This window comes from Listeria sp. Marseille-Q6474 (genome assembly GCF_946902005.1).
In the GTDB taxonomy this organism is placed as follows: Bacteria; Bacillota; Bacilli; order Lactobacillales; family Listeriaceae; genus Listeria; species Listeria innocua.
Genome location: NZ_CAMPPS010000001.1, coordinates 442,453 through 458,772, shown reverse-complemented (window position 1 = coordinate 458,772; position 16,320 = coordinate 442,453). Strand labels below are relative to the sequence as shown.

Below are 16,320 nucleotides of genomic sequence, written 5' to 3'. Positions count from 1 at the left end.
AGTGCTTTTTTCTTATTGAAACAAATTCTTTATTTTATCCAAAAACCCACCAGTTAACTCATTCGCTGTATCTTGCAAGTTTTCTGTAAGGCCGCTCGCTTTATCCTGTAAGTTTTCTGTTAAATTGGTTGCTTCATTTTGCAGATTCTCAGTGACATTACTTGCTTGTTCGCCAAGCTCAGATGCTTTGGTTGTTGCCTCTTCTGTCAGTGTTCCTAGATTTTCCAGGGGCAGGGACTCGGTAACTTTATTCTTCAAATCATCTAAATTCATTGTTTCCTCCTTATTTTGGAAGCTTAGAGTCCATTTTAAAGGAAGTAGGAGCGAAGTACAAACAATTCGTTCCGTCATTTGTGAAAAAATATGGTATGATGATATGAGGAAATGAGGACTGACATGAATAATTTAAAATTAAGTGAAGAAATTAAAAGAGCCATTAATGAACTAGGATATAAAGAAGCTACCCCTGTTCAAAAAGCAGTAATTCCAGTTGCCTTAACAGGAGAAGATATTGTTGCTAAATCACAAACTGGTAGCGGGAAAACAGCAGCATTTGCGATTCCAATTGCAGAACAGGTTGTTTGGGAAGAAAACAAACCACAAGCGCTAATTATCGTACCAACGAGAGAACTTGCAATGCAGGTTAAGACAGAATGTACGAATATTGGACGATTTAAACGAATTAAAGCAGCAGCAATATATGGACAATCACCTTTTGCTAAACAAAAATTAGAATTAAGTCAAAAAAATCATATTGTTGTTGGAACTCCGGGTCGATTACTGGACCATATCGAAAAAGGATCACTTAATGTCGACAAAGTAGCCCATTTAGTTTTAGATGAAGTAGACGAAATGTTAAGCATGGGCTTTATTGACCAAGTAGAAGATATTCTTAGCCGTTTACCAAAACAGCGTCAAAACTTATTTTTCTCAGCGACATTACCTGAAGAAATGCAAGATTTAATTAAACGCTATCAAGATAATCCAATGGTAATTGAAATGGCTTCCGAAAAAACAAATCCAATTTTTCATGTGGAAATGCAAACGGATAATAAAGAAAAAACGTTAAAAGATGTTTTAATTACTGAAAATCCTGACAGTGCAATTATTTTTTGCAATACGAAAAATCAAGTCGATGAACTCACCGATTTACTCGATGTAAAAGCTAGTAAAATTCATGGCGGTTTAAGACAAGAAGATCGTTTCCGCGCTATGGATGATTTCAAAAGCGGTAAATCACGTTTCTTAATTGCGACAGATGTAGCCGGTCGAGGAATTGATGTTGATAATGTCTCGCTTGTAATTAATTATGATTTACCAATTGAAAAAGAGAACTACGTGCACCGAATCGGACGTACTGGCCGTGCTGGAAAAAGTGGAAAAGCTATCAGTTTTGTTAAGACGAATGAAAATCCGCTTCTTCGTGATATAGAAGAAATGCTAAATATTACGATTGAGAAAAAGCGGAAACCAACTATCATCGAAGTAAAAGCAAATGAAGAAGCTTTCCGTAAAAAACAACAAAAACGCCCAACCATAAAGAAAGCTCGCGGTGAAAAACTAAATAAAAATATTATGAAACTTTATTTTAACGGTGGTAAAAAGAAAAAAATCCGTGCGGTAGATTTTGTTGGAACCATTTCTAAATTAGAAGGGATTACAGCGGAAGATATTGGTATTATTACGATTGAAGATCATGTATCCTTTGTCGAAATTTTAAACGGAAAAGGCCCAGCTGTCCTTGAAATGATGCGCTCACGAAAAGTGAAAGGCAGACGTCTCAAAGTCAACGAAGCAAGAAAACGATAATTTAAAGCAAAGAAGGTCACGCAATGGAAAGGCCAGATAATCGACTTATTATAATGGTGTTAGAAGTTGTCAAAAATCCTGTATACAATATAAAATCATTAACCATCAATTTTCTGCAAAGTGATATTGTTGGCAATTCTACGAGAAATGAGTTGTTATACTGCACTTACTGGCTTGAATTTCATGGCTTTATCATACGTGACGAAAATAATAATAATAAAAAATATTATAGTATGACGCAGCAAGGTGATCATTTACTTCAAAAAATTAAAAATGAACTTTCTTAGTTTGTTCATACTTTTTTCATATTTATTCGGTATATTAAGAGTAACCTTTTTTTCAATGAAATATCTCACCTGACAGCATCCGTTTCCCAACCTAAACACGGATGCTGTTATTTTTTATGCTGTTAAATATGCTATACTAATAAAAACGAAAAAAGAAGGTTAAACTATGTATAAATACACGCTCTGCTTTATCCAAAGAGCTGATGAAATTTTATTATTAAACAGACAAAAATCCCCTTGGATGGGAAGTTGGAACGGTGTGGGTGGGAAAATCGAGCCCGGAGAATTACTCATTGAATCTATCAAACGTGAAATCAAAGAAGAGACTGGAATTAATGCAGCCGACTACGAAATACGTGATATTGGTGAAATGAAATGGTTTGTAGAAGGGGAGAACCTTGGCGGCATGCATTTGTTTGTTGCTAAACTGAAAGATGACTTTATATACCAAACCCCGCTGGCAACCGATGAAGGAATTCTCGACTTTAAAAAAATATCATGGATACTTAATCAAGAGAATACTGGTGTAGTGAACAATCTACCTTATCTAATCAAACATGTTCCGGATGATTTGAAGAGAATAGAAGTTACAACAAAATACCATGAAAATACATTATTACATATTAGCCATCAAGTCTTATAAAAAAAGCATTGCGCTGATTCGCAATGCTTCCATTTATCAAGATGTAGTAAAATAATTAGCTTCCCATCTACTAATTAAATTTTGAGCATCATCGGTAGATAATTTTTTATGCCCGATAATTTGTTCTTTTGCAATTTCTAGACTTTCAAAATGGTCAATTAATCGCTGCGATGGGTTATTAATATAGACATCGCTAAGCAAAATAGAATGATTTTTTTCACTTTCAATCGCTCGGACTCCTACGATATAACCTGCTGCGGTAATGAGTAATAATTTATTCATAATTCTTCGCTCCCTTTTAGTTGTTCATGTGCGCCACTGGACACTTTTTTTCTGGATAAAAACATGTAAATAAATACGCAAACAAATGCGATAGCACCAGCGATAATGTAAATACCTTGGAATGAAAGAACATGATGAATTTCACCCATAATATAAGGTCCGATACCAAGGCCTAAATCAAGCCCAATAAAGTAAGTAGATAAACCAATGCCAATACGGTGGGGTTCACAAACTTTCAAACAAACAGCTTGTCCATTCGACATAAAAGTTCCATAACCTAAACCAATTAATCCACCTGAAATAAGTAAAACAATACTTGATGTTGCAGTACTAAGCACAACTAGACCAACTGCTAAAAAGAGATAACTAGGATACATGACATATTTTTCACCTTTTGCATCAAATAGTTTCCCTGACATAGGTCTGGTAAAAGTAATAACTAACGCATAGACAACAAAGAAAAAAGTACCAGCGCTAACTAAATTAATTTCTCGCGCATACGAAGCAAGGAAGGTAAGTACGCTTGAATAAGAAATCCCCATCAAAAAGGCAATAAAAGTAATCGGAATAACTTTCGTTTCAATAAAACTTTTGACAGTCCAAGTTTGTAATGCTGTCCGATGTTCTTTTGTTAAAACAATATTTTTTACTGGTAGATAGAAACAAAGCAGTGCAGTTAATAAGACAATAACCGTGGAAAAAATAATAATCGTATAAAAGCTTGTTTTGCTTAACAATATCATTCCAATAAACGGTCCAATGGCAGCAGCAAGACTCGTACTAAGACCATAATAATTAATGCCTTCTCCGTTTCTAGAATTAGGAATATAAGCAGTGACAATGGCGTTTGTTGCAGTAGAAGTTGTTCCGTATGCAAACCCATTTAAAAAGCGAATAATAAACATAATTGCAATCGTCGGCATGTATAAGTAAGCCATCGTCGTTACTAAGAAAAATAAAATACCAAACCTTAAAACTTGCTTACGACCAAATAACTCAAGCTTTTTCCCCATATAAAGTCTCGCAAGGAGCGTACCAATAATATAAATACCAGAAGCAAAACCCGCTTCGCCGAGTGATGCACCCAGCTCTTCTTGGGCAATGACAGCGATAATCACCATCAGCAAATAATAGACAAGATAAACGACAAAGTTAATCAATGTTATTAAAACAAAACCCTTATTAAATAATTTTTCTTTCATAAATTAAAATCCCTTCCTACGTGTGATTTATCTCAGCGACAAAGAGTATTATAGGCGAAATTTTAAGAGTAGACTTTTTAATTTGGTAATTATTTCTGATATATACAAATTTGTATAACATATGTTGAAAAAATAGGGAATAGTATTTTGTATGATTAATATGCTTTAACTGGAATGACAAAAAGGAGGTTAAGAACATGAAACAAAATATTCTTAATAATTATGTAAGCACAAATGATTTTCCAGTTATTACAAGGGGAAAACGTAAATATTTAACTTACGAAGGGCTTGAAGATTCTTATGTGTACATACTTAAAAAAGGGATTATTAAAACGAGTATTATCTCAAGGGATGGCAGGGAATTTAATTTAAACTACATTAATAAAATGGATATTATCTCACTTTTAAAAGATGAGTATTCTCAATTTGCCAATGCGCCGTTCAATATTCGTGTGGAGTCAGACACAGCAGAACTATATCAAGTAGACCGAGTACGTTTTTGGAAAGATGTAAACCGTGACGTTGATCTGCAAATTTATGTCAAAGATTATTATCGCACAAGACTTTTACAATCCATCAAAAAAATGCAGCAAATGCTGATGAACGGAAAACTTGGCGCAATTTGCACACAGTTATACGAACTTTATACACTTTTCGGCGTGGAAATCGAAAAAGATCAATTTTTAATCGATTTTTTAGTGAGTAATGAAGAAATTGGTCACTTTTGCGGAATAAATTCAGCGAGCAGTGTCAATCGGATTTTTCAACAATTAAAAAAAGAGGGCGTCATCACCATGAAAAACCGCTATATTATCATAAAAAAATTAGATGTTATTCAAGAAAACGTAATTTTTTAAATGATAACAGTAGAAAAGCACTGCAATCATAATTTGCAGTGCTTTTCTATCCTCTTTTTTTAAATGTATATCGAACTCTAAGTGTAATAAGCCCAATGATGATTAGCAAAGAGCCAACCAGCATATTTTCTAAGTCGCTAAAGTCCCAAAAAATAGAAATTCCGATATTAGATAGTCCCAAAAAAACAAAAACCAAGCCAACAACAAGTAAAACCATATATGCCGGTTTAGATATTTTCATAAGGACGCCTCACTTACATTAAAAATAATTTCCACATCATTGTAACATAAGTTTCATAAAACAACATCATTCGCTTGTAATTTGTTTTGTGAAGCCTTCTCCAACAACACTTTGCACGTCATTAATAATAAAGAATGCTTTTTCGTCATATTTATTCACGATTTTTGTTAGTGGGAGAAGTTGATCACGACTAATCACGATATAAAGGATTTTTTTATCTTGACGCATATAGAATCCTTGACCGTTAAAAAGCGTAATTCCTCGTTCCAAATTCGCATCGATTTCGGTAGCAATTTCTTCATAGTAGTCAGATATAATCGTAACAGATTTTTTAGGATTATAACCTTCTAGAATGAAATCAAGCACTTTAGTAGAAATATAGAGAGAAACAACCGTAAATAGCATATTTTCAAAACCAATAACAAAAACAGAAGGGATCACGACAATTAAATCAAAGAATAATAGCGCATAACTAGTATTCCAACCTAAATATTTATTTGCTATTTTTGCTAAAATAGCACTTCCAGCAGTAGTTCCACCACCGTTCATAATAAGCCCCATACCAATTCCCATCATTAATCCAGCAAAAATCGCTGCCACGATAGATTGGCTTGCAACAAAAGCAAGCGGTTCAGAAAAATGTAAGAATAGCGAAGTGAAACTAATCGCGACAATCGTCCAAACAATCGTCATGCGATCCAAAAACTTATAACCAATAACAAGTAAAATACCATTAAAAATAAACGTCGTAATCGCTGGAGTCCAACCAAGCAAGTAGTAAAGCATCATCGTTAACCCCGTCACGCCGCCTTCCCCAAGATTATTAGGGATTGCAAAAACATTGACCGCAAGCGAGAATATAAGCGCTCCAACAATAATTTTTGCGATGTTCCAACCAGTTTTATTTTTCATATCCATTTCTCCTTTCCACACAAAAAAAGACCCAAGAACACCGCGAAATCGGCACTCTGGAGTCTTTTTATAAAAAAAGCATTAACTGACATCTCTGTCATTAATTGTCTCACCATAAAAAATTGCTATTCATTTCAACACAATTTACAATATACCATAAAAAATAAGCTGCTTCAAGCACTATTAAGTAAAAAAATTAACCGAAGATCGCTAAGAATGGCATTAAATTAAGTAAAAATAAACCAACAAGAACACTAATAACAATTTTGATGACAAGCGGTTTTTCACTTTCTGTTTTTTTCACCTTGATTCCCTCCCTATTAGATGCTTACTTTGCCCAGTGTACAAATTCATTTTTTAGTGGCATATAAGTGGCAGTTTTTTTCTTATAAATCTGATAAGCAAATAAAAATCCAAGAAATGCTGGAACGATAATTGCGATAATAGTTAAAATAACTTTAGTCATAGAAAATACCTCCTCTTAAATCAAAACACAAGAACAAATCTTACTACTATTAGTGTAACAAATTTCACGTGATTTTGGTAATAAAGCGGACTAGCAAATTTCGGTTACATTTATCTGCAAATATGCTACAATAGCGGTGGGTGAGTTAATTTGAATAAAAAAAATAAGTTTTTTGACATTTATTTAGAATTAGAGCAAGATATTACATCCGGCGTTTATCCAGCAGGCACACTACTTCCGAGTGAAAATGTCCTGGCCAAACGTTTTTCAGTATCCCGTGAAACAATCAGAAAAGCACTTGTTTTACTACTTGAAAACGGCTGTATTCAAAAGCTCCAAGGTAAAGGATCGATTGTAATTGATAGGGAACGATATTCATTTCCAGTTTCGGGATTAACTAGTTTTAAAGAATTACAAAAATCCGAACATATGAATGCGACCACCAAAGTAATTCGAAACGAGCGAGCAACCTTGCCAAATCGTATTGCTGATTTCGCTGGTCTTCCGCGTGGATCATCTTGTTTAGCTATCTTGAGAGTTCGTTATTTAGAAGGAGAAGCAACCATTCTAGACTACGATTATTTATTAGACAATACCAATCCGATTGAAACCGAGATTTTAGAAGACTCTCTTTACCAGTACTTAGAAAATGAAAAAGGCTATGAAATCAGTTACGCTCAAAAAGAAATTACGGTTGAGCCGCTGAACGCAGAAGATAAGAAATACTTAGCGCTCCACGGTGATACTCATGTGGTTGTCGTAAAAAGCACCGTATTTCTAAAAGACACAACTCTTTTTCAATATACAGAGTCACGTCACCGATTGGATAAATTTCGTTTTATTGATTTTGCTAGAAGACGTTAAAAAGCCCGAGAAACATTCCCGGGCTTTTTTTTATTGAATTAAAGTTAATGTTTCATAAGGCGATAACTCTATCTCGGCACTAATTTCTTTACGGTCATAATTTGATAGTAATATCTTTCCGTCCGAAAATTCTTTTGGAAGCTGTATTTTTTTCTTTGTAGCTCCAAAGTAATGAATTGCTAGTAGCGATGCGGTTTCATTTGAACGCTTATAGGCGATAATCAAATCTTCTTCGGTCAAATATGGCGTATAATCACCAGTTTGAATGACTGGATATTCTTTACGTAAAGCAATCAGTTTTTGGTAAAAGTAGAAAATACTTGTTTTATCGGATAGCGCTTTTTGAACATTAATTTCATTGGCGTTATCTGCTACTTTTAACCAAGGAGTGCCGGTCGTGAACCCAGCATTGTTCGAACTATCCCACTGCATTGGTGTCCGGCTATTGTCACGCGAACGTTCTTTAATAATAGTCATTACTTCTTGTTCACTTAGCCCGTTTTTGTGTAAGATGTCAAAATGATTGAGTGTTTCAATATCGACATAATCATCAATTGTAGGGAATTTTGGATTCATCATGCCAATTTCTTCTCCCATATATACAAAGGGAGTTCCACGCATAAAATGAATTGTCGCACCAAGCAGGGTGGCAGAGTGATAATAATGTTCCGGACGATCAGAAGCAAAACGCCCGAGCGCTCTAGGTTGATCATGATTATTCCAAAAAAGCGCATCCCAGCCATTCTCTTCAGACATTGCGACTTGCCACGTATGGAAAATCGATTTCAAATTAGCAAAATTCACATCCGCTAAACGCCATTTTTCCCCATCAGGATAATCCACTTTTAAATGATGGAAATGAAATACCATCGATAATTCTTTTTCTTTCGGGTCGCTATAACGGATACAATTATCAATATCAGTAGAAGACATCTCCCCAACAGTTACAATCGGCTTATCACCAAAAGTTCGCTCATTTAACTCTTTTAAATAGGCGTGAATGCCTGGCCCATCCGTGTAAAAACGACGACCATCACCTTCAAAATCATCTTCTAAAAACTTAGGTTTCGCAATAACGTTTAACACATCTAAACGAAATCCTTCCACACCTTTATCAATCCAAAAGTTCACCACATCAAAAAGCGCTTCACGTACATTTTTGTTAGCCCAGTCAAGATCAGCTTGAGTAACGTCATATAAATGCAAATAATACTCAGATGAATTAGGTAACTTTTCCCAAGCACTTCCGCCAAATTTAGACTCCCAGTTTGTTGGCGGAGATCCATCTGCTTTTGCCGGACGGAAATAATAAAAATCACGATAAAAAGGGTCACCAGCGAGAGCTTTTTTAAACCAAGGGTGTTCGGTTGAAGTATGATTTAAGACTAAATCAATCATAATTCCGATATTTCTTTTCTTGGCTTCAGAAATAAGCGTAGTAACATCATTCATAGTTCCAAATAACGGATCTACAGCCGTATAATCAGAAATATCATACCCGTTATCATTTTGCGGAGAAGGATAAAAAGGATTAATCCAAATCATCTCAATTCCGAGTTCCTGTAAGTAATCAAGCTTAGCGGTGATACCAGGAATATCCCCAGTACCATCGCCAGTCGTATCAAAAAAAGATTTTGGATACACTTGATAAATAGTTTTTTGAGCAAACTTTGTCATAAAGAGAAGCCTCACTTTTTAATTGGTTGATTTAGCAGAACCACGATATTCTTTTTTTCCAAAAGTTCGAATTGGAGCAGTATCTACTTTGTTTAAAATATTATATTTGCGGAATAATACAGTTAGAACGAATGGAACAACAATTGTAATCAACATACATACAGCAAAGATTGCATAGTATTTAGGATTAATTGACAAGATTCCAGGTAATCCCCCAACCCCAATGGAGTTAGCCATAACACCACTAGAAACGGAAACGACAGCTGCAATTGCTGATCCAATCATGGCAGCAACGAAAGGATATAAGTACTTCAAGTTAATACCAAACATCGCAGGTTCAGTTACACCAAGATAACAAGAAATAGTTGCAGGAATAGAAACTTGTTCTTCTTTTTCATTACCGCGGTGAAGGAAAATAATAGCAAGAACAGCTGAACCTTGAGCAATATTAGATAAAGCAATCATCGGCCAGAGATTTGTTCCTTTAAATTGGCTCATTAATTGTAAGTCGATAGCGTTAGTCATATGATGCAGTCCCGTAACAACGAGCGGGGCATATAAGAAGCCAAATAGGGCAGCGAATAACCAACTTAGTCCACCAGTCAAACCAGCATAAACGACATTTGAAATCGCGTCGCCAATTTTCCATCCAATAGGTCCAAGAATGACATGAGCAGCTAGAACAGTTGGAACAAGGGCAAAGAATGGAACAAAAATCATCGAAATTGCATTTGGAATAAATTTACGTAACCAGATTTCGAGATAGGCTAGTAAGAAACCTGCCATAATTGCAGGAATAACTTGTGCCTGATAACCAATCATCTGCACTTGAGCAAAGCCAAAATCCCAGACAGGAATGTCGCCAGCTTTTGTTTCAACAACACTGTAAGCATTTAGCAGTTGCGGGGAAACGAGCGTTAAACCAAGGACAATCCCTAGAATTTGAGTTGTTCCCATTTTTTTCGCGATTGACCATGTAATTCCAACTGGAAGGAAGTGGAATACAGCTTCACCAATCAGCCATAAGAAACTATAAACACCAGCCCAAAATGGATACACATCAACAATCGTCTTAGTACCGTCTTCTAAAAACTTAATATCACCGATAACATTACGGAAACCGAGAATAAGACCACCAACAACGATTGCAGGAATTAACGGTGTGAAAATTTCAGCTAATCCGGCAAGCAAGCGTTGAAGTAAGCTCATATTTTTCTTAGCATCTACTTTGGCATCCTCTTTATTTACACCTTCCACACCACTAATTTTTGTAAATTCATTATAAAAAATAGCTACATCATTACCTATAATAACTTGAAATTGCCCAGCTTGAGTAAACGTTCCCTTTACAGCTGGAATGTCTTCGATAGCTTCCACGTCAGCATTATCAGGGTCTAGCAAAACAAAACGCATTCTTGTTGCACAATGTGTAACAGATGAAATATTTTCTTTTCCGCCTATTAATTCTAAGAGAGCGCTTGCATCCTTTTTATAGTCAACCATAAAATTTCCTCCTTTTTAACTTGTATATACAAGTTGTTCGCCATTACTATACTATAAATCAGTTGAAAGCGCAACCACTTTAATTATGTTAAAATAAACTAAAGGAGAGATGGGCATGAAACATATAAGAGTAGCAGCGATTATCAGGCATCAAAACAAAATTTTACTCCACACAACTAAAAATGAAAGTTATTGGACATTGCCGGGTGGTGCCGTTGAAAATGAGTTAACTAACGAAGGCTTACAGCGAGAAATGAGAGAAGAACTTGGAGAAGAAGTGATTATTCGCAATTTAAAAATTATCGCAGAAAATCGCTTTGTATATCATGGCGAGGAAATTGATAGTATTGAGTTTTATTATGCTGTGGAATTATATCCAAACAGCTCACTATTAGAACTTTCGACGTTTACAAAAATAGAACAGTTTGGGCAGTACGGGGAGACAGGTTACGAGTTAAATTTTAAATGGTTTGAAATAGACAAGGTGAGCGAGATAGAAATATTGCCAAAATTCCTCCAAACAGAACTAACTCAACTTTCAAGTGATCGTATAAAACACATTCAATAAACAGCATAAAAATACCCCGCGAAATATAAGTTTCGCGGGGGTTCATTTAATTAGTCAAAGATACTAATGTAATTTCTTTTTTGCTAAGGTCTAAAAATGGTAATTTAACACGTGTATCTAAGCAATATGCGTTGTATAGTAAAGGTTTTAAAGTCGTTGTAGAGCTCTCGACTTGGCGAACAAAATTACCAATTTCTTGATACAAAATTTCAATATTTTTTAGACTACCAATTTTTGAATCAATGCGGTTTTCACTAACATTCACATTGGAGTTCGTTACTTTTTCATTAAATTCATCATTGATAGCATCTTTTGTGCGTTCAATTCTTGTAAAACGAGTATCTTCCCAATCAATCTCAATGATATGGCAATCGTCAAGTTGGAGGAAGTCACCTGTCCAAAGTTTTCCATCGATTTCAACAATCATTCGCGTATCGGGGAAAACCTCTTTGTTACGGTATTTTTTTAGTAAATAATCATACATTTGTAATTGCGCTAAACAGTTATCCATGTGTGTCATCTCCTTATGGGTTTATTATAGCACATTGTGATTATGTGAACAATCAAGTTAGGATAAATGAATAGTTGGAACTGTAACTTTTTAACTAGTTATACAAAAGTCCTAATAAAAGGCAATGAAATAGTGAAAATAACTACCAGATGTTATACTAATATTAAGATGGAATGGGAGGGAGACACATGTACAAACAAATGAAATTAAAAGCGACAGATGGGTTAGATTTACATTTACATATATGGGATGAAGTTGAAAATCCAGTTGGTGTAGTTCAAATTGTTCACGGCATGGCAGAGCACGGGGCTAGATATGGCTTGTTTGCTGAACGTTTGAATGAAGCGGGATATATCGTAGTAGCAGACGATCATCGTGGGTTTGGAAAATCAGCTATAGATGAAACTTATTTGGGTCATTTAGACGGCGAAACAGGTTTTCAAAATATGATACAAGATGAAGTAGTCGTTCGAACTTATTTAAAAGAAACTTATCCCGGACTGACCTATTTTATTTTCGCACACAGTATGGGAAGTTTCGTAATCAGAACTTTTATGGCGAAACATCAAGTGGATGGAGTAATACTGAGCGGAAGCGGATTACAACCAATCCCTCTCCTGAAAATGGGGCAAATTATAACGAAACAACGGGTAAAAAAAGATGAAATGAAACGAAGCGGATTTCTAAATAAATTAGCATTTTGGGGCTATAATAAGCCGTTTAATGAAAATCATCGCTTCAGTTGGCTTTCACGTGATGTGGCGATTTATGAAGCTTATGAGAACGATCCGTTTTGCGGTCCAGTAGTGGGAACGAGCGGATTTTTCCATAATCTTTTTGAAGCCGTTAAAATAAGCCAGCAAAAAGAAACTGTCGAAAGTGTGCCGAAAGATTTGCCTATATTATTACTCTCGGGCAGTGATGATCCGGTAGGCCATTTTGGAAAAGATACGCCTAAAATTGCATTAGCTTTAGAAGCAGCTGGAGTGGAAGATGTTACCTATAAAATCTACGAAGATGCGCGCCATGAACTTGTCAATGAATTATGTAAAGAAACTGTTTTTAAAGATGTTATTGCTTGGTTGAATACAAAAAACAAGGAAGCCTAACTATTAGGCTTCCTTTTCATTAATTACGGATTTGACCGTCCCCGAAAATAATATATTTAGTTGAAGTAAGCTCCGTTAAGCCCATTGGACCTCTGGCATGAAGTTTTTGAGTACTAATACCAATTTCTGCACCAAATCCCATTGCAAAACCATCTGTGAAGCGAGTAGAAGCGTTAATATATACTGCCGCAGCATCGACTTTTTGATGAAAAGCTTGTCCAGTTGCATAATCATTCGAAATAATTGCTTCGGAATGTTTTGTCCCGTATTTATTAATGTGATTAATTGCCTCATCTACTGAATCTACAACTTTAATGGCCAAAATAAAGTCTAAAAATTCATCTTCCCAGTCTGACTCTGTTGCTGCTTTAGAATCTTTTAGAATTTCTCGTGCGCGTTCATCCGCGCGTAATTCAACGTTATATTCCTTTAAAGCGGTTTCCATTTCAGGAAGAAAGGCTTCTGCCACATCTCGGTGAATAAGTAAGGTTTCTGCTGCATTACAAACAGAAGGACGCGAACATTTTGCGTTCACTAAAATATCGATTGCCATTTGTTTTTCAGCAGCTTTATCGACATAAATATGACAATTTCCTGTGCCGGTTTCAATGACTGGAACAGTAGCATTTTCAAGAACTGTTTGGATTAATTTAGCTCCACCGCGCGGGATAAGAACATCTAAAAAGCGATTTAAACGCATCATATCACGAGCTGTTTCACGAGATGTATCTTCAATTAATTGAACGCTAGAACGAGGGAATCCAGATGCCTCAAGCGAATCCTGAATAACGGACATAAGCGCTTTATTCGAATCAATTGCATCACTACCACCACGTAAAATAACAGCATTACCAGTTTTAAAACAAAGTACAGAAGCATCGACTGTTACGTTTGGTCTTGATTCATAAATGATACCTATAACTCCAAGTGGCACTCTCGTTTTTCCGATAGTGAGTTCGGCTTCATTTTTCCACATATTTCTTACTTCACCGATAGGATCTTTCAAAGCAACAACTTGTTTAACCGCATCAGAAATTTCTTTTATTCTTTCTTCTGTTAAACGGAGGCGATCAATCATTGTTTCAGGTGTCCCTTTTTCCCGAGCACGTATAATATCTTTGTTGTTTTCCTGTAGAAGGGAAGCTGTATGAGCAAGTAAATCATTGCTTAGATTTAGCAATGCTGCATTTTTTTGCTTAGTTGATGCTTGCGCTAAAAATTGGGCTGCTTCTTTAGCGGCACTTCCTTTTTTAATGAGTTCCGTCATGGGAAAATTCCTCCTTTTTACTTGCAAATAAAGTCCCGATTTGTTCACCTTGCATTATATCAAAAATAATTGTAGGATTTTTGCCATTGGTTAAAATCATTTTTTGGTTAGCGTTCATACAATAAGAAGCAGCAGAAAGTTTAGTTAACATGCCGCCAGTTCCGAATTTAGAACCTCTACCACCAGCAAGCGCTTCGATTTCTGGTGTTATTTGATTGATTTCAGAAAACATAACTGCATCTGGATCAGTTGAAGGATTACTACCATAAAAGCCATCAATATCAGATAGCATGATAAGTAAATCAGCTTGCACGAGTTTAGCTACAATAGCTGAAAGAAGGTCGTTATCGCCGTATTTAGTTACATGTTCCAGTTCTTCAACAGCAACTGTATCATTTTCATTTACGATAGGAATAATGCCGCGTTCTAAGAGACTTTCAAGCGTGTTCATAACATTTTCTCTACTAATAGGGAAGTCAGTTACATCTCGAGTAAGTAGTACTTGACCAACAACTTGTCCGTATTCACCAAAAAACTTACTATATATATGCATTAATTCACTCTGACCGACAGAAGCAACTGCTTGTTGTTCGGGAATGCTTGTAGGTCGCACTGGAAGTTGTAATTTATGACAGCCAACGCCGATTGCCCCAGAAGAAACTAAGATAACTTCTTTGCCTTCATTACGTAAATCGGATAAAACCATCGCTAATTTTTCGATAGTTCTAAGATTAATATGGCCATTTCCATACATTAATGTACTTGTACCAACCTTGATAACTAATCTCTTGCTATTTTTTAAAGATTCGCGCATTTCTATGACCCCTCTGCTAATTAGATAATACTTCTATTTTACATGAAAATAGAGATATGTCTATAATATATTGTTGTTTGGTCAAGTAATCACTAAAAAAAGGATTCTAAGAAATTGTCTTAGAATCCTTTTTTATTATTTTGTAGCTTTACTCGCAGCTGAGATGACTGAAACTTGTTTTAATCCTTTGCTTATTAGGCGTAAAATAACGAACCACACAATTACGATTAGAACAATTTGTTTAAACGCAATGGCTGGTAGTGGGTTGAAAGGACAATCCCAAACGAAATGTAAAGCAATCGGAATAATAAACCATTTCCAGAAAGTGCCTGTGAAAATATGGTTCATTCCTAGTTTTTGATCTCCTTTAGCAATTACAAGTGCGGCACCAGTTATTGCAGCCCATACAACATGACCACCGATAGACTGCCAACCACGACTAAAGATAACATTCATCATTGTTTCACCAGCAATATGAATATCCTTGAATAAGAATGCTGCATCGACACTATAGTTAAATGCATATCCAAGCGATTCAAAAGCAGCGAACCCAGCCCCAACAGCTGCACCAATAAGTAAGCCGTTTAGGATATATTTCGAATTAAGCGAGCGGATGAATAGGGCTACGATAATCATTTTTCCGGTTTCTTCTATAAAACCAACTAATAAAGCATTAAAGTAGTTTAATTTCCCAACTGGAATAATCGAATAAATGACAAGTGTTGCAACAAGTGCTGCGACACCACCGATGAAAAACATTTTTACAACATCAAAAACGCTGATATTTCGCGGTGCATTTGTTTCGAAAAAGAATAATAAGACCGAAAATGGAACTGCAAAAGAGCCAATAACCATCAGCCCAGGTATGGTATTGCTGTTATCAAACAAATATGTACAAGCAAGAAGTAAAAAGTACGTAATGATTAAAACTAAGAATACTCTAGAAAACACCCATGGATGAGGCCAAGTATGGGGAATGTCACTAGTTGCAGGCGTCGTATATTTTGTCCCTGCGATAAATACTTTTTCGCCTTCCTCTTTAGAGTGCTTTTTAAACACAGCAGAGAAAAGATTTCCAATTTTTAATTCTGAATTCCCGTGATTTAACGCATGTTGATGTAATTCTGTTTGTTTAAATGCGACCCACTCTGGATGAGGGGATTTTTGGACCAATGTTAAATCATTAATCTCTTTCTTTTTATATAGAGCTATCATCTCTACATTAGTAAAAGGCCCAACTTTCTGTTCGTTCTTTTTGAAGTACCATTCTGACAAATGAAACTCCCCCTTTAACTTTTTAGTTTGACT

General features: G+C 35.6%; 19 protein-coding genes. 7 read left to right on the top strand and 12 right to left on the bottom strand.

What is annotated here, in order from left to right; all coding sequences use genetic code 11:
• Window positions 1-12: 12 nt before the first annotated feature.
• Window positions 13-273, bottom strand: coding sequence for a hypothetical protein (locus OC533_RS02250; protein WP_010990835.1), 261 nt, complete (start codon window positions 271-273; stop codon window positions 13-15).
• A 123-nt stretch (window positions 274-396) separates the two neighbouring features.
• Here OC533_RS02250 and dbpA point away from each other — a divergent pair, with 123 nt between their 5' ends.
• The 3 genes from dbpA (at window position 397) to OC533_RS02235 (ending at window position 2,739) form a co-directional block, all read left to right on the top strand.
• Window positions 397-1,809, top strand: coding sequence for an ATP-dependent RNA helicase DbpA (gene dbpA / locus OC533_RS02245; protein WP_010990836.1), 1,413 nt, complete (start codon window positions 397-399; stop codon window positions 1,807-1,809).
• A 23-nt stretch (window positions 1,810-1,832) separates the two neighbouring features.
• Entirely contained in the window at window positions 1,833-2,096 is a 264-nt protein-coding gene (locus tag OC533_RS02240) for a DUF3116 family protein (RefSeq protein ID WP_160463912.1), read from the top strand.
• Window positions 2,097-2,262: 166 nt separating this feature from the next.
• Entirely contained in the window at window positions 2,263-2,739 is a 477-nt protein-coding gene (locus OC533_RS02235) for an NUDIX hydrolase (protein WP_185590030.1), read from the top strand.
• Between the two features lie 36 nt (window positions 2,740-2,775).
• Here the strand turns inward: OC533_RS02235 and OC533_RS02230 are convergent, their stop codons facing one another.
• Both OC533_RS02230 and OC533_RS02225 read right to left on the bottom strand, forming a co-directional pair.
• Window positions 2,776-3,021, bottom strand: coding sequence for a hypothetical protein (locus OC533_RS02230; RefSeq protein ID WP_003761904.1), 246 nt, complete (start codon window positions 3,019-3,021; stop codon window positions 2,776-2,778).
• Window positions 3,018-4,223: an MFS transporter gene (locus OC533_RS02225; RefSeq protein ID WP_003771551.1), complete on the bottom strand. Its 1,206-nt coding sequence runs from the start codon at window positions 4,221-4,223 to the stop codon at window positions 3,018-3,020. The genes OC533_RS02230 and OC533_RS02225 overlap by 4 nt, the downstream gene beginning before the upstream one ends.
• Before the next feature lie 197 nt (window positions 4,224-4,420).
• Between OC533_RS02225 and OC533_RS02220 the strand changes: the two genes are divergently transcribed.
• A complete protein-coding gene (locus tag OC533_RS02220; RefSeq protein ID WP_003761907.1) occupies window positions 4,421-5,080 on the top strand; it encodes a Crp/Fnr family transcriptional regulator in 660 nt (219 codons plus the stop codon).
• 46 nt (window positions 5,081-5,126) lie between these two features.
• On the opposite strand, the gene OC533_RS02215 is transcribed toward OC533_RS02220, so the two are convergent.
• The 3 genes from OC533_RS02215 to OC533_RS02205 form a co-directional block, all read right to left on the bottom strand.
• Window positions 5,127-5,321 carry a hypothetical protein gene (locus tag OC533_RS02215; RefSeq protein ID WP_003761910.1) on the bottom strand — a complete coding sequence of 65 codons (195 nt, stop codon included), beginning with the start codon at window positions 5,319-5,321 and terminating at the stop codon, window positions 5,127-5,129.
• 66 nt (window positions 5,322-5,387) lie between these two features.
• Complete coding sequence (locus OC533_RS02210) at window positions 5,388-6,233, bottom strand: YitT family protein (RefSeq protein WP_003766635.1); 846 nt, start codon at window positions 6,231-6,233, stop codon at window positions 5,388-5,390.
• Window positions 6,234-6,561: 328 nt separating this feature from the next.
• A complete protein-coding gene (locus tag OC533_RS02205; RefSeq protein ID WP_003761913.1) occupies window positions 6,562-6,699 on the bottom strand; it encodes a hypothetical protein in 138 nt (45 codons plus the stop codon).
• 150 nt (window positions 6,700-6,849) lie between these two features.
• On the opposite strand from OC533_RS02205, the gene treR reads away from it, so the two are divergent.
• Window positions 6,850-7,563, top strand: coding sequence for a trehalose operon repressor (gene treR, locus OC533_RS02200; protein WP_003771559.1), 714 nt, complete (start codon window positions 6,850-6,852; stop codon window positions 7,561-7,563).
• Between the two features lie 30 nt (window positions 7,564-7,593).
• Here treR and treC read toward each other — a convergent pair whose 3' ends face one another.
• Window positions 7,594-9,240 carry an alpha,alpha-phosphotrehalase gene (gene treC / locus OC533_RS02195; protein ID WP_185482129.1) on the bottom strand — a complete coding sequence of 549 codons (1,647 nt, stop codon included), beginning with the start codon at window positions 9,238-9,240 and terminating at the stop codon, window positions 7,594-7,596.
• Between the two features lie 18 nt (window positions 9,241-9,258).
• Window positions 9,259-10,743, bottom strand: a complete 1,485-nt coding sequence (treP, locus tag OC533_RS02190; protein WP_045552992.1) for a PTS system trehalose-specific EIIBC component — start codon at window positions 10,741-10,743, stop codon at window positions 9,259-9,261.
• 115 nt (window positions 10,744-10,858) lie between these two features.
• Between treP and OC533_RS02185 the strand changes: the two genes are divergently transcribed.
• Window positions 10,859-11,311 carry an NUDIX hydrolase gene (locus tag OC533_RS02185; protein WP_194323411.1) on the top strand — a complete coding sequence of 151 codons (453 nt, stop codon included), beginning with the start codon at window positions 10,859-10,861 and terminating at the stop codon, window positions 11,309-11,311.
• Window positions 11,312-11,357: 46 nt separating this feature from the next.
• On the opposite strand, the gene OC533_RS02180 is transcribed toward OC533_RS02185, so the two are convergent.
• Window positions 11,358-11,822 (bottom strand): hypothetical protein, encoded by a 465-nt coding sequence (locus OC533_RS02180; protein WP_003723558.1) that lies wholly within the window; start codon window positions 11,820-11,822, stop codon window positions 11,358-11,360.
• A 188-nt stretch (window positions 11,823-12,010) separates the two neighbouring features.
• Here OC533_RS02180 and OC533_RS02175 point away from each other — a divergent pair, with 188 nt between their 5' ends.
• Window positions 12,011-12,931, top strand: a complete 921-nt coding sequence (locus OC533_RS02175) for an alpha/beta fold hydrolase (RefSeq protein WP_194323412.1) — start codon at window positions 12,011-12,013, stop codon at window positions 12,929-12,931.
• Window positions 12,932-12,950: 19 nt separating this feature from the next.
• On the opposite strand, the gene OC533_RS02170 is transcribed toward OC533_RS02175, so the two are convergent.
• From OC533_RS02170 to OC533_RS02160, 3 genes are all read right to left on the bottom strand, one after another.
• Window positions 12,951-14,198, bottom strand: a complete 1,248-nt coding sequence (locus OC533_RS02170) for a glutamate-5-semialdehyde dehydrogenase (RefSeq protein ID WP_262265216.1) — start codon at window positions 14,196-14,198, stop codon at window positions 12,951-12,953.
• Window positions 14,182-15,012 (bottom strand): glutamate 5-kinase, encoded by an 831-nt coding sequence (proB, locus tag OC533_RS02165; protein WP_045554113.1) that lies wholly within the window; start codon window positions 15,010-15,012, stop codon window positions 14,182-14,184. Before proB ends, OC533_RS02170 begins: the two co-directional genes overlap by 17 nt.
• A gap of 135 nt (window positions 15,013-15,147) precedes the next feature.
• Entirely contained in the window at window positions 15,148-16,287 is a 1,140-nt protein-coding gene (locus OC533_RS02160; RefSeq protein ID WP_003771572.1) for a PrsW family glutamic-type intramembrane protease, read from the bottom strand.
• Window positions 16,288-16,320 lie beyond the last annotated feature (33 nt).

Bases quoted from the DNA above. Each gene is read 5' to 3' on its own strand.
- OC533_RS02215 (WP_003761910.1), bottom strand. From the start codon at position 5,321: ATGAAAATATCTAAACCGGCATATATGGTTTTACTTGTTGTTGGCTTG.
- OC533_RS02205 (WP_003761913.1), bottom strand. From the start codon at position 6,699: ATGACTAAAGTTATTTTAACTATTATCGCAATTATCGTTCCAGCATTT.
- proB (WP_045554113.1), bottom strand. From the start codon at position 15,012: ATGCGCGAATCTTTAAAAAATAGCAAGAGATTAGTTATCAAGGTTGGT.
- OC533_RS02170 (WP_262265216.1), bottom strand. From the start codon at position 14,198: ATGACGGAACTCATTAAAAAAGGAAGTGCCGCTAAAGAAGCAGCCCAA.
- OC533_RS02175 (WP_194323412.1), top strand. From the start codon at position 12,011: ATGTACAAACAAATGAAATTAAAAGCGACAGATGGGTTAGATTTACAT.
- treC (WP_185482129.1), bottom strand. From the start codon at position 9,240: ATGACAAAGTTTGCTCAAAAAACTATTTATCAAGTGTATCCAAAATCT.
- OC533_RS02250 (WP_010990835.1), bottom strand. From the start codon at position 273: ATGAATTTAGATGATTTGAAGAATAAAGTTACCGAGTCCCTGCCCCTG.
- OC533_RS02235 (WP_185590030.1), top strand. From the start codon at position 2,263: ATGTATAAATACACGCTCTGCTTTATCCAAAGAGCTGATGAAATTTTA.
- OC533_RS02230 (WP_003761904.1), bottom strand. From the start codon at position 3,021: ATGAATAAATTATTACTCATTACCGCAGCAGGTTATATCGTAGGAGTC.
- OC533_RS02225 (WP_003771551.1), bottom strand. From the start codon at position 4,223: ATGAAAGAAAAATTATTTAATAAGGGTTTTGTTTTAATAACATTGATT.
- OC533_RS02180 (WP_003723558.1), bottom strand. From the start codon at position 11,822: ATGGATAACTGTTTAGCGCAATTACAAATGTATGATTATTTACTAAAA.
- OC533_RS02240 (WP_160463912.1), top strand. From the start codon at position 1,833: ATGGAAAGGCCAGATAATCGACTTATTATAATGGTGTTAGAAGTTGTC.
- OC533_RS02220 (WP_003761907.1), top strand. From the start codon at position 4,421: ATGAAACAAAATATTCTTAATAATTATGTAAGCACAAATGATTTTCCA.
- treP (WP_045552992.1), bottom strand. From the start codon at position 10,743: ATGGTTGACTATAAAAAGGATGCAAGCGCTCTCTTAGAATTAATAGGC.
- OC533_RS02185 (WP_194323411.1), top strand. From the start codon at position 10,859: ATGAAACATATAAGAGTAGCAGCGATTATCAGGCATCAAAACAAAATT.
- OC533_RS02210 (WP_003766635.1), bottom strand. From the start codon at position 6,233: ATGAAAAATAAAACTGGTTGGAACATCGCAAAAATTATTGTTGGAGCG.
- dbpA (WP_010990836.1), top strand. From the start codon at position 397: ATGAATAATTTAAAATTAAGTGAAGAAATTAAAAGAGCCATTAATGAA.